Raw genomic sequence first — 15120 nt, 5'->3', positions numbered from 1 at the left:
CGTGCCGTCTCGATCATTCCTTCGTCCCTCCCGCGGTCATCCCTTCAACCAGAAAGCGCTGAGAGAAGACGAACACGAGGAGCACGGGCAGGATCGAGACGATGGTGGCCAGAGCCAGCGTGGGCAGTTGAACGGAGTCGGAGCCCGCCGAACTCGGATTGAACGCTGGCGTCGAGGAGAGCAGCGTCGTCAATCCGACCTGGATGGGGAACCCGTCGCTCGAGGGGAGCATCACAAACGGAAGGAAGAAGTTGTTCCAGTTCTGCACAAAGCTGAAGAAGGCGACGAGCGCGATCACCGGAGCCGCCAGCGGCATGGCGACCTTGATGAACACCTGCAGTTCGGAACAGCCGTCGATTCGGGCCGCGGCCAACAGGTCACGTGGAACGCTGGTCGAGAAGTAGATGTAGGTCAGGTAGACACCGAACGGGAAAAAGGACATCGGGAGGATCACCGAGAGCGGTGAACCTATCAGTCCAACGCTGCTGAGTTCGAGGAAGATCGGCAGCACGAGCGCCGTGCTCGGTATCAGCATCACGACGAGGGTGAGCACGAGCAGGGCTTTCCGCATCCGGAACTCTGTGAGCGCCATGGCATAGCCCGCAGGGATACTCGCCAGCAGCGTGATCACGAGCGCTCCGAGCGCGTACAGCGCCGAGTTGCCGATCCACCCGGTCACGGCGCCGTCTTGAAACGCGAAGAGCTGATTCCAGTTCGCGAGAAAGTCGGTCCACGAACCCAGAGAGAAGGGGTTGGTGACGATGAGGGCCCGCGACGATTTCGTGACGGCGAGCAGCAGCCACACGATCGGTACGACGAAGAAGCCGACGAAGAGCAGCACGATCGCGCCCAGGAGCGCTCGGCTGCTCCATCCGCTCAGTCCAACTCGGCTGCGGCGCTGCTCGATGAGATTCGCGGTCACTGTCACTCCGTTTCGAAGAGGCCGCCGCGCGTGACGAACACCCACGAGAGCAGGAGCGCGACGACGAGAAGAATGAGCGAGATCGCGGCGGCGCCGTTGAAGTCGTTCTGCTGAAAGGCGAACTGATAGGCGAGCTGGTTGAGCGAGTAGTCATTGGGCACCACGGCATTCGACGCCTGACTGAGCAGCTGCGGCTCGACGAAGAGCTGCGTTCCCGCGGCAAGCGACATCACGCCCATGTATGCGATCCACTTGCGCAGCATGGGCAACTGGATGTGGAGGGCGAGTTGCACAGTGTTCGCGCCGTCGATGCGAGCGGCTTCCACGATGTCTGCACTGATGTTATTGAGTGCGCCATACATGATGACGATCCAGCCGCCCGCGCCGGTCCAGAAGGCGATGATCGCGAAGATCGCCGGCAGATTCGCCGGCTGAATGACCTGCACGAAGGTCTGCAGACCGAGGAGGCGAAGCAGTCCGCTCACGGGACTCGCGGTTGGGTCCAACACGAAGAGCCACAGGAGCACACTGGATGCGCCCGCCAGCGCACCAGGCAGGTAGTAGACGAAGCGCAGAGTCGTGCTGGCCCAGCGCACCTTCACCGCGTGCACCGCGAGCGCAAGGAACACCACGAAGACGACGAGCGCCACGAGCCAGATGACGAGGTAGAGCACGACGTGCTCAACGGCCGGCCAGAACCGGAAGTCCGCCAGAACCTTCTGGAAGTTCTCGACGCCGGCGAATCCGCCGTCTGTCGTGGTGAAAGCAAGGAAAACCGCGTACAGCGCTGGTGCGATACCGAAGGCAAGCGCGAGCACGGCGTACAGCGAAACGAAGGCGTAGCCGATGGGCGCGCGCCGGAAAGCGCGTCGACCCGGTCGCCCCGGCTGCCGGTGCGCAATCGCACCGGCAGCCAGGTGACCGCTCACAGGAGCGAGGGTCACGTCACTTCACCTGATATCCGTTGACCTGGGCTTGATTCTTGATCGCGTCCTGCCAGGTCGGCAGCAGGTCAACGATGGACTTGCCGCTCGTGACTCCGGGGGTGATGGTCTTCGCCCAGATCGCTTCCTGGCTGAAGATCCCGTAGCCCCAGCCATCCCAGACCTGCCCCGCCGCGGTCACGATGGGCTGCAGCGAGGTTGCGTAGTACTTGCTCGCCTCCTGCTTCGCAATCCACTTCTGCGCAGCCGAGGCGTACGCCGGATATCCGGGCGCCTTTTCGACTTGATAGTCGTCCGCCGTGGTGACGAAATTCACAAACTTCGCCGCACCCTTCAGGTTCTTGGAGTGACTCGAAATGAACCACGTGCCGCCGCCGACATTGCCGGTCACGGGCTTCTCGCTGCCCCAGGCCAGCGGAGCGCCGACGCCCAGCTGTCCCGGTGCGACGTTCAACGACTGGGGGTTGTTGAAGATGGCGCCGGCGTACCAAGCGGGCCCCGGGATCATGAGTACCTTGCCCGTGTAGTTCTTGACGAACTCTGGCGTGAAGACGCTGATGACCGGCACCGTGTTGTTCGACCGCAGAGTGTCGAGAAGGCTGGCCGCGCGCTTGCACTGGTTGCTCGACGTGTTCACGGTGACGGCCTTCGGCCCGGTGACATCGTTCGCCTGGCACTTGCTGCCCCACATGTACACCTCGGGGGTCCATGCATCACCGGCGGCACCGATGATGTAACCGGGGTGGTCCTTGGCGACCTTCACTCCAAGGGCCTCGTAGTCTTCCCACGTCGTCGGCACCGTGTAGCCGAACTGGTCCATCAGGGACTTGTTGTACCAGAGCACGACCTGGGCGAGGTCGTTGCGCACGCAGTACACCTTGCCGTCGACCGTGCACGGAATCAGTGATCCGGGAGTGTACCCATCAAGGGTCTTCGCGGGGACGAGCCCGCTGTTGAGCTGGGCGGCGAAGGCCTGCTTGCCACCGCTCTTCTGGCTTGCCCAGGCGGCATCCGTGTTCTGCGAGGAGAACACGACATCGGGCCAACCGGATCCGGCGCGATCGAAGAGCTGCATCTTCGTTCTGAACGAGTTCGAGCCGTTGGCCGAGCCGTCGTAGGTGACGACCTTGAGTTTGGTGTCGGGGTTCGCGGCCTGGAATGCCTTGACTGCGGCCTGCCGATCCGCGTCCACCCAGACTGTGATCGTGGAGGAGGCCGTCTGTTTGGCTTCGGGGAAGCCGTACGATCCGCTGCTTGAGGTTCCCGCGCTCGTGCAGCCAGTGAGAGCCAGGAGTGTCGCCGTCGCTGCGACGAGCACACCCGTTGCCAGCGCGCTTCGCGGGCCGGAACGCACCGCTGTGTGATTTCCGAACATGTGTAGTCCTTGTCTGTCGACTTCATTGACGACTCTGTGGAGACGCGTCTCGACTATAGGACATACGTATGATGTTTGTAAATGAGCGCAGCTGTGGGGCCGTCAGCGGCATGATCGGTTTCGCTATGCGGGCGTAATGGACGCGCGTGGGCCCTGACGTGCGCGAGCACCCAGCGCAGAATCGGCGAAAACCTTCGCCGCCGACGATCAGGCGGGGGCCATGTCCTGGAAGCGGGAGAAGTGGCCCTGGAACGCGACCGTGACCGTGCGGGTCGGGCCGTTGCGGTGCTTCGCCACGATGAGATCGGCCTCGCCCGCGCGCGGGTTGTCTTTCTCATAGGCGCTCTCGCGGTGCAGCAGGATCACCATGTCGGCGTCCTGCTCGAGTGAACCGGACTCGCGGAGGTCGGACAGTGCCGGCATCTTGTCTTGCCGCTGCTCTGGGCCACGGTTGAGTTGGGAGAGCGCGATAACCGGAACCTGCAGTTCCTTGGCGAGCAGCTTGAGCGCACGAGAGAACTCGCTAACCTCTTGCTGGCGGGACTCGACACGCTTGCCCGAGGTCATCAGCTGCAGGTAGTCGATGACGACCATCTTGAGGCCGACCTTCTGCTTGAGCCTGCGGCACTTCGCACGGATCTCGACGAGCGTCATGTTCGGGCTGTCGTCAATGTAGAGCGGTGCGTCGTTGATGCGGCCGCGGGTGGAGGCGATGGTCGTCCAGTCGCGGGTGTCGACGGTGCCCTTGCGCATGTTCTGCAGCGGAACGGCGGCCTCGGCGGAGAGCAGGCGCATCGCGATCTCGCTGCGGCCCATCTCGAGCGAGAAGAAGATCGAGGGCATGTCGTGCTTGATGGATGCCGCCCGCGCGAAGTCAAGGGCGAGCGTCGACTTACCGAGGGCGGGCCGCGCCGCCACGATGATGAGCTGGCCGGGGTGCAGGCCGTTGGTGAGCTCGTCGAGCTCGGCGAAGCCGGTGGGAACGCCGGTCATTGATCCGTCACGGCCCTTGGCCGCCTCTATCTCGTCGATGGCCGTGGTCACCGCAACCGTGAGCGGGATGAAGTCCTCCGCCTCGACACCGCCGGTGACGCCGTAGATCTCCGCCTGGGCGTTGTTGACGAGGTCGACGACCTCGCCCTCGCTCGCGTAGCCCATCTGCACGATGCGGGTGCCGGCCTCGACCAGGCGTCTGAGCACCGCCTTCTCGGCGACGATCGTGGAGTAGTAACCCGCGTTGGCCGCGGTCGGAACCAGACCGGTGAGCGTGTGGAGATACTCCGCGCCGCCAGCCCGGCCGATCTCGCCGGTCTTGACCAGCTCGTCGGTCACGGTGATGACGTCGGTCGGTTCACCGTGGGAGTAGAGCGACAGGATCGCGTCGAAGATGATCTCGTGCTTGGGGATGTAGAAGTCGATCGCTCGCACGGATTCGATGACGTCGGCCACCGCATCCTTGCTGAGCAGCATGCCGCCAATGGCGCTCTGTTCGGCCAGCAGGTCGTGCGGGGGAGTGCGCTCTGAACCGCGCTGATCGCCTGACTGCCGAGTGTCACCGGCGAGGCCCAAATGGGCAATCGACATCGCACACCTCCTGATTCTTTTCTACGGGCGACCTCGGACATTCCGTCTCGGGGCGGCCCTCGCGGATGAGCGTCACGCGAAGCCTGCTTCACCCTAGGAAGCCCACGAGCGCTGCGCCACCCGAGCCTGTGCATAACCCTGTGGAGGAAACGGGCGAAACGCCGCGCGCCGTGTGAGCAAGCTGTGGAATCTCCTGTGGAAAAGCAGAAACTTTATGGTCGGAACCACGTGCTGATCAGGCCTTTCTGTATCCCCACGTCATGTGTAGAAACTTGTTTAGAGTGAGGGTTGAGGGTTGTACGACGTCGGGCGAGGCTGTGTACAAACAACCCCCCAATCTAGGCACAAAAAAGGATGGCGGCGAGCTTTCGCTCCGCCGCCATCCGGTAGTACAGTGAGTGCTATTTTGCCGCGCTGACCACGATCGTGATCGTCGCAACGAGGTCGTCGCGCAGGCGAACGGTCGCCTCGTGCTGACCCGTCGCCTTGATGGGCGAGGTGATCTCGATCTTGCGCTTGTCTACGGAGCCGAGGCCCGCCGCGGCGACCGCGTCAGCGACATCCGAGGTCTTCACCGAGCCGAAGAGACGGCCTTCCTTGCCGGCCTTGACGGTCAGCTTGACGGTGTTGGCCTCGAGCTTCGCCTTGAGGTCCTGTGCCTCTTCGAGCGTGGCGTGCTCGCGAGCAACACGAGCGGCCTTGATCGAATCGATCTGCTTCTCGCCACCGCGGGTCCACGCCACGGCGAAGCCCTGGGGGATGAGGTAGTTGCGAGCGAAACCGTTCTTGACTTCGATGACGTCGCCTGGGGCGCCGAGGCCGGTGACCTCGTGCGTGAGAATCAATTTAGACATATCCGTTGCTCCTAACGGCCTGAGCCGGCGTAGGGCAGCAGTGCCATCTCACGCGCGTTCTTGACTGCGCGGGCGATGAGACGCTGCTCCTGAACGGAGACACCGGTGATGCGGCGGGCGCGGATCTTTCCACGCTCGGAAATGAACTTGCGAAGCGTGGCGACATCCTTGTAATCGATGACGCCCACGCGGATTGCCTTTGCCGGAGCGGCGTTCTTGCCACCCTTGGCATTGCGAAGAGGCTTGCGGCGATCGCCGCTGCTCTTTCCAGCCATGGTTTCCTACTTTCTGAAATTCGTTGGTCGAGTTGGTCGCAGGGCGACCGCGAGGCGCTTTAGAAGGGCGTCTCGTCGTTGAAGTTGCTGCCCGGGTTGTTCCAGACATCACCGGACGAAGCATCTGCCGGTGCGGATGCCGCCCACGGCTCGTCTGCGACCTGGCCGCGGCCGCCACCAGATCCGCCATCGCGGGAGGAGGAGGTGCGGGTGACCTGAGCCGTCGCGTATCGCAGGCTCGGGCCGATCTCGTCGACCTCGAGCTCGATGCTGGTGCGCTTCTCGCCTTCCTTCGTCTCGTACGAGCGCTGCTTGAGCCTGCCGGTAGCGATCACGCGGGAACCCTTGGTGAGGGAACCGGCGACGTGCTCGGCAAACTCGCGCCACACGCTTGCACGAAGGAAGAGGGCGTCGCCATCCTTCCAGTCGTTGCTCGCGCGATCGAAACTGCGCGGCGTGGATGCGATGGTGAAGTTGGCAACCGCCAGTCCGTTCTGCGTGTAGCGCAGTTCGGGATCCGCCGTCAGGTTGCCCACCACGGTGATTACGGTTTCGCCGGCCATGGCTACTCTGCGCTCGCTGCGGCTTCGGCCGGCGCAGCGGGAGCTGCGGGGCGGGCTGCCTTGCGGGCGGCCTTCTCGGCGGAGAGCTTTGCGGCCTCCGCGACCTGTGCGATCGCCTCTTCTGCGCGAAGAACCTTCGTGCGCATGACTGCCTCGCTGAGCTTCAGCTGGCGGTCGAGCTCCTTCGTGGCATCACCGTTCGAGGTCAGCGAGACGACGGCGTAGATGCCCTCGGTCTTCTTGTTGATCTCGTAGGCAAGGCGACGCTTGCCCCAGATGTCTACCTTGTCGACAGTTCCGCCGTCATTGCGAATGACGTTCAGGAACTTGTCCAGGCTGGGAGCTACGGTGCGCTCATCGATCTCTGGATCGAGAATTACCATTAGTTCGTACTGATGCATAACTAACCCACCTCCTTTGGACTAAAACGGTCACAGACGTTCTGTGACAGGAGGGTTGTGGCATCGCTGTCCGCTTCGCGCACCGTAGAAAAGTGCGCGCAGACAACCTGCCTAGTGTAGTCAGTGCGCACTGCATCTATCAAGGAGCCACATTTCATGAGCCTTCGGGTTGCCATCGCCGGTGTCGGAAACTGCGCCAGCGCACTTATCCAGGGCGTCACGTTTTACCGTGACGCCGACGAATCCCAGTCGATCCCTGGGCTCATGCACACCCGGTTCGGTCCCTATTCGATTTCTGACATCGAGTTTGTTGCGGCTTTCGATGTGGACGCGCTCAAGGTGGGCGTCGACCTTGCCGACGCCATCTGGGCCAGCCAGAACCAGACGCTGAAGTTCTCGGAGGTCGCTCCCATGGGCGTCACGGTGCAGCGCGGACCGACGCTCGATGGTCTCGGCGAGTACTACCGCGACACGATCGACGAGTCGGATGCCCCCGCCGTCGACGTGGCCCAGGCCCTGCGGGATTCTGGGGCCGAGGTCTTCGTCGTCTACCTGCCCGTCGGATCCGAGGCCGCTGTGAAGCACTACGCGCAGGCCGCGCTCGACGCGGGCGTCGCCTTCGTCAACGCCCTTCCCGTCTTCGTCGCGAGCGACCCGGTGTGGGCGGCGAAGTTCACCGAGGCGGGCATCCCGATCGTCGGCGACGACATCAAGAGCCAGTTGGGCGCCACGATCACCCATCGCGTGCTCGCCCGCCTGTTCGAGGAACGCGGCATCGTGCTCGACCGCACCTACCAGCTGAACGTCGGCGGCAACATGGACTTCAAGAACATGCTCGAGCGCTCGCGCCTCGAGTCGAAGAAGATCTCGAAGACCCAGTCCGTGACGAGCAACATCGCCGGCCACCTCGACCCGCGCAACGTGCACATCGGACCGAGCGACCACATCCCGTGGCTCGACGACCGCAAGCTCGCCTTCGTGCGGCTTGAGGGCCACGGCTTCGGCAACTCACCCACGAGCCTCGAGTACAAGCTCGAGGTGTGGGACTCGCCGAACTCTGCCGGCGTCGTGATCGACGCGATTCGTGCGGCGAAGATCGCACTGGATGCCGGGCTCGGCGGCCCGGTGGAGGCGGCATCCGCCTACTTCATGAAGTCACCGCCGAAGCAGTATCCAGACCCCGTCGCCCGCGAACTGCTGGAGCAGTACATCCGCGACCACGGCTGATCCCCCACACTCGCCGCATCCGCGTGGTACCTCGCCGCCCGCTGAGGGGTGTCGATCGACTCGCGAGTTTTGGTAGCTCTGGCGGCCACGCTTTTCGGCCGTCAGAGCTACCAATGTCTGAGCTGGAGAGGGATGCACCTCCGCGGGAGGCGACCACGATCAGGCGCGATGCCCCCACCAGGCGCGCAGGCGCTCGGTCGCCTCTTCCGTTCCGAGCGGGCCCTCTTCGAGGCGCAGCTCGAGCAGGAAGCGGTAGGCCTCACCGACCTCGCGGCCGGGTTTCAGCCCCAGCAGCGCCATGATCTGTTCGCCGTCGAGGTCGGGCCGGATGGCGGCCAACTCCTCTTCCTCAGACAGCGCTGCCACGCGCTCCTCGAGGTCGTCGTAGGCGAATGCGAGCCGGTCGGCCTTGCGCCGGTTGCGCGTCGTGACGTCGGCTCGCGTGAGGATGTGCAGGCGCGGCAGAAGTGAGCCCGCGTCGCGCACGTAGCGGCGCACCGCAGAGTCGGTCCAGGCGCCCTCGGTATAGCCGAAGAACCGCAGGTGCAGCTCGATCAACCGGGAGACCGACGCGACCGTCTCGTTGTCGTACCTGAGCTGGCGCAGTCGCTTCGCCGCGAGCTTCGCGCCGACGACGTCGTGGTGGTGGAAGGTGACGACGCCGCCCGGTTCGGTGCGCTTGGTCGCGGGCTTACCGATGTCGTGCAGCAGCGCCGCCCAGCGCAGGATGAGGTCGGCCGGCTGCCCGGGGTTCCGCTCCTTTTCGAGATCGATGGCCTGCTCGAGCACGATGAGGCTGTGCTCGTAGACGTCCTTATGGTGGTGGTGCTCATCGATCTCGAGCTTCAGCGCGGGAAGCTCGGGGAGCACAAGGGCGGCAAGGCCCGTGTCGACCAGCAACTGCAGGCCCGCGCGCGGCGCATCCGCCTTGAGCAGCTTGCCCAGCTCGTCGCTGATGCGCTCGACCGAGATGATCGAGATGCGCTCCGCCATCTCCCGCATCGCGCGCTCGGTCGGTTCGGCCACGGCAAAGCCCAGCTGCGAGGCGAAGCGGGCGGCCCGCAGCATCCGTAGCGGGTCGTCGCCGAAGGACTGCTCGGCCGCACCCGGCGTCCTGATCCGAGCCGCAATGAGGTCCTCGACACCGCCCGCCGGGTCGACCAGCACCTGCTGCGGCAACCGAAGCGCCATCGCGTTGATCGTGAAGTCACGGCGCAACAGGTCGCCCTCGAGCGTGTCGCCGAACTCGACGACGGGCTTGCGCGACTCCCCGTCGTAGGCGTCGGTGCGGTAGGTCGTGATCTCGACCGTGTGACCGTCGACGCGGGCACCGATCGTGCCGAAGGCCCGACCGATGTCCCAGTGAGCATCAGCGAGTGGCGCGACGATGGCGAGGATCTCGTCGGGGCGGGCGTCGGTGGTGAAATCCAGATCATTGAGCGGACGGTCGAGAAATGCGTCGCGAACCGAGCCGCCGACGAGCGCGAGCTCGAAGCCCGCAGCGGCGAACGCGGAGGAGACTCGCGCGATGTGTGGCGCGCTCGCCAACTCGGCCAGTCTGGCGAGCGCTGCAGCGACGTTTTCCATATGCTCAACCCTATAGACGGCTCCGCCGAGGAATCGCCCAGCGCCCAAGGCCTAGAATCACATCATGCTGGCCGAGCGAAATCGACGGGTCGGCCTATGCCCATGAGACTTGTGACCATCCTCCTTGCCCTGGCCTTAGGTCTCGGGGCCCTGGGGTTCGGCGACTCCGCACAGGCCAGAAGCGCCAAGGCGGCGAGCGCCGGCGTGACCCTCACGATCGCTCCCGCCAACTCCGGCGTTCTCCATCCGGGCGAAGACCTGGTGCTCAGCGGAACGCTCAGCAACGGCACGTCTGCCGACCTGCCGGCCGGCACCGCATCCGTGTATCTCGACCGTTCCCCCGCCGCGAGCCGCGCCCAGTTGAGCGGCTGGCTCAGCACGTCCCCGGATGCCGACGACTCGCACGCGACAACGCAGGTCTTCCAGGCGCCGAGCCCCGCTGTGCCGGCGGGTGAGGCGCGCACCGTGTTCGTCACCGTTCCCGCGGCGTCGCTCGGTCTCGATCCCGACCCCGCGGCCTGGGGAAGCCGGGCAATCGGCGTGCGCGTGGCGGCGGGCTCGTCAGAGATCGCCGCCGACAACAGCAGCATCGTCTGGTTCCCGGGAGCCGCGGTCGTACCGACCCGACTCTCGCTGATCGTGCCGATTGCCGCTCCGCCCAGCACCTCGGGCCTGATCTCCTCGGACGATCTGGCGACCTTCACCGGGCCTGACGGCGTGCTCACGCGCGAGCTCGACCAGGCCGTCGACCGTCGCGTGGCTCTCGCTATCGACCCGATGGTCATCGCCTCGATCCGCATCCTTGGAACGTCGGCGCCCGCATCGGCCAGGGACTGGCTGCTCAGGTTGAAGAACGTGACCAACGACACCTTCGCGCTGAGCTATGCGGATGCAGACCTCGCCGTCATGAGCCAGAGCAACAGGGCCACGATCCTCACACCCACCGACTTCGCGATCGACCCCAAGCGATTCCCCGGCGCGCCGCCCACACCGACGAGCACGCCGAGCAGCCCGAGCACACCGAACCCCGGGGCCACGACGCCGCCCACCGAACCTGTGCTGCCGACCTCGAAGACAATCCTCGACTGGAAGTACACCGTGCCGAGCATCGCTTGGCCGCTCGATGACAGCGTGGTGCAGAAGGATCTCGGCGTCTTCGAACAGAACGGCCTGAAGACAACGATCCTCGCCTCAGGCAACGTGTCGCCATCACCGGATGATCAGACACTGAACGCGGCAAGGACCGTGGACGGCCATCCGGCGCTCGTCGCAGACGCCACGATCTCAACTCTGTTCCGTAAGGCCGTGTTGGCGTCGAACACGATCGCCTGGCAGGGGGCGATGGCCGAATTGTCGGCCTCGTTGGCCGTGATCTCACGGCAGAATGCGACCACGGCGAACACGCTGCTGGCGACCCTCGGCCGCAACTATCCCACCAACGCCTACCGCCTCACCGACACGATCGCGGCACTCAGCGCGCTTCCCTGGGTGGCAGGTTCCACCCTGTCTGATGCTCTCGCGGTGCCGCCCTCAGCCGCGACCATCGTGGCCGCCCCGGAAAAGCCGGAGCGCGTCGCGCAGGCGGATGCGCTCTTCGTGGCCGAGCAGGCCGTGGACGTCTTCTCCGCCGTGCTCAAGGAACCGACGCTCCTGAGTGGCCAGCACAGGCTCGACCTTCTCGCGACGCTGTCGAGCGCGTGGGTGGGAAACACGGCCGGCTGGAAGAACGCGTACGACACCTATGCGACGCGCTCCGCCGAGATCACGAACTCCGTGAAGATCGTCGAGAGCAGCTCCATCATCCAGCCCTCAGACAAGATCAGCCTTCCGGTCACCGTGCGCAATGACCTCGCATTTCCGGTCGAGGTGGTCATCACCGTGCGTTCACCGAGCGGGATCCTGCACGTGGTCGAGAACCGTGTTCCGCTGACGGTCGAGGCCAACTCGCAGGCCGGCGCCCGCATCGCCGTGCAGTCAGTGGCGAATGGCGATGTGCAGTTGCGAGTCTCGCTCAGCAGCACCTCGGGCACGCCCATCTCCTCGCCGTCCTTCGTCGACGTCAATGTGCAGGCGCAGTGGGAGACGGCGATCACGGTCGGCATCGGTGCGCTGCTGCTCGGCGTCTTCGGATTCGGCATCTGGCGCAACATCGCCAAGCGCCGCAGGGCGAAGCGCGCGGGAACCGACGACGAGACGGATGGCGACGCGGAGATCGAGACAGAAGCAGAGACAGAGACCGGCCGTGACTGAGCCGCAGGCCGCACCCGCGGCACCGGGACTCGGCAGGGCGAGCGCCATCTTGGCCTCGGGCACCGTGGTCTCCCGCATCCTGGGCTTCGTCAAGGTCGTGGTGCTGGCGGCCGCAATCGGCCAGGTCGCGAGTGTCAGCGCCGACAGCTTCGCCATCGCCAACCAGTTGCCCAACAACATCTACGCGCTCGTCGCGGGCGGTGTGTTGAGCGCCGTCCTCGTGCCCCAGATCGTGCGTGCCGGTCTGCACGACGACGGTGGGGAGCGCTTCATCAACCGCGTCGTCACCCTCGGGATGGTGATCTTCGCGCTCGTCACCCTCCTGGCCACGCTGCTGGCGCCCGCGCTCGTCACCCTCTATGCGCAGGCATCCTCGGCGACGTCGGGTCGCGGCTTCAGCCCGGACGCACTCGCGCTGGCCACGACCTTCGCCTACTGGTGTCTGCCGCAGATCTTCTTCTACGCGCTCTACAGCCTGCTGAGCGAAGTGCTCAACGCGCGCAACATCTTTGGACCATTCACCTGGGCGCCCGTACTCAACAACGTGGTCGCGATCGCGGGACTCGTCGTGTTCATGGTGCTGTTCGGCGACGCATCGAACAACCACGCCCTCGTGCACTGGGACGCCGGGCGCATCGCGCTCCTTGCCGGCACGGCCACGCTCGGCGTCGCGGCCCAGGCACTGGTGCTGTTCTTCTTCTGGAGGCGCGCAGGTCTGCGCTATCGCCCGGACTTCCACTGGCGCGGAGTGGGCCTGTCCGCCACGGGCAAGGCCGCCGGATGGCTCTTCGCCATGGTTCTGGTCACGCAGATCGCCGGCGTCTTCCAGAGCAAGGTGGCGTCGATCGCCACCGGGCACGGTGCATCGAACTCGGCACTCGCGAACACCTGGCTACTGTTCATGCTGCCGCACGGTGTCATAGCCGTCTCGATCGCTACCGCGTACTTCACCCGGATGAGCGGCCACGCCAATCGCGGAGACCTCGATTCCCTGCGCAAGGACCTCTCCGCGTCGCTTCGGGCGATCGGACTCGGAATGGTCTTCGCTGCCGTCGTGCTCGCCGTCGTCGCCTATCCGTTTGCTCGCGTGTTCGAGCAGGAATTCGCCAACGTCGCGGCCATGGGCAACGTGCTGCTGGCCTTCGTGCCTGGGCTCATCCTGTTCAGCATGCTCTTCGTCATCCAGCGCGTGTTCTACGCGCTCGGTGACACCCGCACGCCGTTCCTCATGCAGTGCGTGCAGTCCGGGCTCTTCATCGTGGGTGCGCTGCTCTGCTCGATGCTGCCCACCGAGTGGATCGCTGTGGGGATCGCTGCCGTCACCTCGATCGCGGGGAGCGCGCAGACCGTGGTCGCAATCGTGCTCGTTCGTCGGCGAATCGGCGGGATGGATGGCCGACTGGTGCTGCAGCGCCACGTTCAATACCTCGTGTTCGCGCTCGTCGCAGGTGTGATCGGTCTTGTCGTGCTCGTTCTACTCGGCGGCCTCTCGCCGGACGGCTTCGCCCAGGCGGATCGACTCTCGGCAATACTGACGATCATCGTCATCAGTGCCGTGATGGGCACCGTGTATTTCGGTCTACTTCTGCTCCTGCGCAATCCGGAACTGGCCTCCGTGGCGAATACTGTGCGGGCTCGCTTCAGCCGCACACGGTAGTCTCGCCGCACCGCTTCACCCCTGCGTGGCACGGAATATCGTGCGAATAGGATGTGTTGTATCGGTCAGCGAGCACCGCGGTAGCCACCCTGGCTGCCATCTGAGGAAGGTTTTCCGTTGCGCCAGACGATCATCATCGGTTCGGGCCCCGCAGGCTACACCGCCGCAATCTACGCGGCGCGGGCCAAGCTCCAGCCCCTGCTCATTGCGAGCTCGGTTGAGGCCGGCGGCGACCTGATGACCACCACCGAGGTCGAAAACTACCCGGGCTTCCCCGAGGGAATCCAGGGCCCTGACCTCATGCTCAAGCTGCAGCAGCAGGCCGAGCGTTTCGGCACCGAGGTCGTTCTGGATGACGTCACCTCCCTCGACCTGACCGGCCAGATCAAGAAGGTCACACTCGGCAATGGCGAGACGCACGAGGCGCTGTCGGTGATCTTCGCCACCGGCTCCGCGTACCGCAGGCTCGGCCTGGAGGACGAGGACCGCCTGAGCGGCCACGGAGTCTCCTGGTGTGCCACCTGTGACGGTTTCTTCTTCCGGGAAAAGGTCATTGCCGTGGTCGGCGGTGGCGACTCCGCGATGGAGGAGGCCAACTTCCTGACGAAGTTTGCCGACAAGGTCTACATCGTGCACCGCAGCGCAGCGCTGCGAGCCTCGAAGACCATGCTCGAGCGCGCCCAACAGAACCCGAAGATCGAGTTCCTGCTCAACAAGACCGTCGAGCACATCTACGGCGACGAACTCGTGACGGGCATCGGCCTGCGCGATGCCGTCGACGGCACCGAGACCACCCTCGACCTGAGCGGACTGTTCATCGCGATCGGCGCAGACCCGCGCACCCACCTCGTGCACGGTCAGCTCGACATCACTACGCATGGCACCATCGCGGTCGACGGTCGCAGCTCGCGCACCAACCTGCCCGGCGTATTCGCGGCCGGCGACGTGATCGACCCGAGCTATCGCCAGGCGGTCACCGCGGCGGCATCCGGAACTGTGGCGGCACTCGATGCCGAGCACTACCTCGAATCGCTTCCCAAAGAACTGCTTGCTCGAGCGGCCGTCGTCGCAGAGCCGGAAACCGTCTCGGCCTAGCGGTCACGCCGCCGTCGCCGATTCAACAATCGAAAGAGAGAAAGACATGTCGAACGCCCTTGATGTAACCGACGCCACCTTCGAGTCCGAGGTGCTCAACTCAGACAAGACGATCCTCGTCGACTTCTGGGCCGAATGGTGTGGCCCGTGTCGCGCCGTCGGACCGATCCTCGACCAGATCGGCAGCGAGAACGCCGACAAGATCACCGTGGTCAAGCTCAACGTCGATGACAACCCGCAGACCGCGGCCAAGTACCAGATCACGTCCATCCCGATGATGAAGGTCTTCAAGGGTGGCGAGGTCGCTAAGAGCATTCTCGGCGCAAAGCCGAAGCCGGCCCTCGAGTCGGACCTGGCCGAGTTCCTGGCGTAGACAGCCGATCGTT

Annotated in this window: 14 protein-coding genes; 5 read left to right on the top strand and 9 right to left on the bottom strand. The window is 64.8% G+C overall.

Translation table 11 applies throughout. The annotated features are described in order from the left end of the window. Positions 1 to 13: 13 nt before the first annotated feature. The 8 genes from ABUA37_RS10525 to rpsF all read right to left on the bottom strand — a co-directional run bounded on the left by ABUA37_RS10525 (position 14) and on the right by rpsF (position 6918). On the bottom strand, positions 14 to 922 hold the full coding sequence (locus tag ABUA37_RS10525; protein ID WP_349899146.1) for a carbohydrate ABC transporter permease: 909 nt from the start codon (positions 920 to 922) through the stop codon (positions 14 to 16). A 2-nt stretch (positions 923 to 924) separates the two neighbouring features. Next, a complete protein-coding gene (locus ABUA37_RS10520; protein ID WP_349899145.1) occupies positions 925 to 1866 on the bottom strand; it encodes a carbohydrate ABC transporter permease in 942 nt (313 codons plus the stop codon). A 1-nt stretch (position 1867) separates the two neighbouring features. Continuing rightward, positions 1868 to 3241 carry an ABC transporter substrate-binding protein gene (locus ABUA37_RS10515; RefSeq protein WP_349899144.1) on the bottom strand — a complete coding sequence of 458 codons (1374 nt, stop codon included), beginning with the start codon at positions 3239 to 3241 and terminating at the stop codon, positions 1868 to 1870. Between the two features lie 207 nt (positions 3242 to 3448). Further along, positions 3449 to 4825 (bottom strand): replicative DNA helicase, encoded by a 1377-nt coding sequence (gene dnaB, locus ABUA37_RS10510; protein WP_349899143.1) that lies wholly within the window; start codon positions 4823 to 4825, stop codon positions 3449 to 3451. Positions 4826 to 5226: 401 nt separating this feature from the next. Continuing rightward, positions 5227 to 5679 (bottom strand): 50S ribosomal protein L9, encoded by a 453-nt coding sequence (rplI, locus tag ABUA37_RS10505; RefSeq protein ID WP_349899142.1) that lies wholly within the window; start codon positions 5677 to 5679, stop codon positions 5227 to 5229. An 11-nt stretch (positions 5680 to 5690) separates the two neighbouring features. Continuing rightward, the gene (rpsR, locus tag ABUA37_RS10500) at positions 5691 to 5954 is read right to left on the bottom strand and encodes a 30S ribosomal protein S18 (RefSeq protein WP_163473846.1); all 264 of its coding nucleotides are present in this window, start codon (positions 5952 to 5954) and stop codon (positions 5691 to 5693) included. 59 nt (positions 5955 to 6013) lie between these two features. Further along, positions 6014 to 6517 (bottom strand): single-stranded DNA-binding protein, encoded by a 504-nt coding sequence (locus ABUA37_RS10495; RefSeq protein ID WP_349899141.1) that lies wholly within the window; start codon positions 6515 to 6517, stop codon positions 6014 to 6016. A gap of 2 nt (positions 6518 to 6519) precedes the next feature. Beyond that, positions 6520 to 6918: a 30S ribosomal protein S6 gene (rpsF, locus tag ABUA37_RS10490; protein ID WP_349899140.1), complete on the bottom strand. Its 399-nt coding sequence runs from the start codon at positions 6916 to 6918 to the stop codon at positions 6520 to 6522. Positions 6919 to 7074: 156 nt separating this feature from the next. Here rpsF and ABUA37_RS10485 point away from each other — a divergent pair, with 156 nt between their 5' ends. Next, on the top strand, positions 7075 to 8145 hold the full coding sequence (locus ABUA37_RS10485) for an inositol-3-phosphate synthase (protein ID WP_349899139.1): 1071 nt from the start codon (positions 7075 to 7077) through the stop codon (positions 8143 to 8145). Positions 8146 to 8304: 159 nt separating this feature from the next. Here the strand turns inward: ABUA37_RS10485 and ABUA37_RS10480 are convergent, their stop codons facing one another. Next, positions 8305 to 9732 (bottom strand): CCA tRNA nucleotidyltransferase, encoded by a 1428-nt coding sequence (locus tag ABUA37_RS10480; RefSeq protein ID WP_349899138.1) that lies wholly within the window; start codon positions 9730 to 9732, stop codon positions 8305 to 8307. Positions 9733 to 9828: 96 nt separating this feature from the next. Between ABUA37_RS10480 and ABUA37_RS10475 the strand changes: the two genes are divergently transcribed. The 4 genes from ABUA37_RS10475 (at position 9829) to trxA (ending at position 15107) form a co-directional block, all read left to right on the top strand. After that, positions 9829 to 11982, top strand: coding sequence for a DUF6049 family protein (locus tag ABUA37_RS10475; RefSeq protein ID WP_349899137.1), 2154 nt, complete (start codon positions 9829 to 9831; stop codon positions 11980 to 11982). After that, on the top strand, positions 11975 to 13639 hold the full coding sequence (murJ, locus tag ABUA37_RS10470) for a murein biosynthesis integral membrane protein MurJ (protein ID WP_349899136.1): 1665 nt from the start codon (positions 11975 to 11977) through the stop codon (positions 13637 to 13639). Before ABUA37_RS10475 ends, murJ begins: the two co-directional genes overlap by 8 nt. 117 nt (positions 13640 to 13756) lie before the next feature. Beyond that, a complete protein-coding gene (gene trxB, locus ABUA37_RS10465; protein WP_349899135.1) occupies positions 13757 to 14734 on the top strand; it encodes a thioredoxin-disulfide reductase in 978 nt (325 codons plus the stop codon). A gap of 46 nt (positions 14735 to 14780) precedes the next feature. Further along, the gene (gene trxA / locus ABUA37_RS10460; protein ID WP_349899134.1) at positions 14781 to 15107 is read left to right on the top strand and encodes a thioredoxin; all 327 of its coding nucleotides are present in this window, start codon (positions 14781 to 14783) and stop codon (positions 15105 to 15107) included. Positions 15108 to 15120: the final 13 nt, after the last annotated feature.

This window comes from Parafrigoribacterium soli (assembly GCF_040227235.1).
GTDB classification, from domain to species: Bacteria; Actinomycetota; Actinomycetes; order Actinomycetales; family Microbacteriaceae; genus Parafrigoribacterium_A; species Parafrigoribacterium_A soli.
This window is presented reverse-complemented; position numbering and strand designations above follow the sequence as displayed.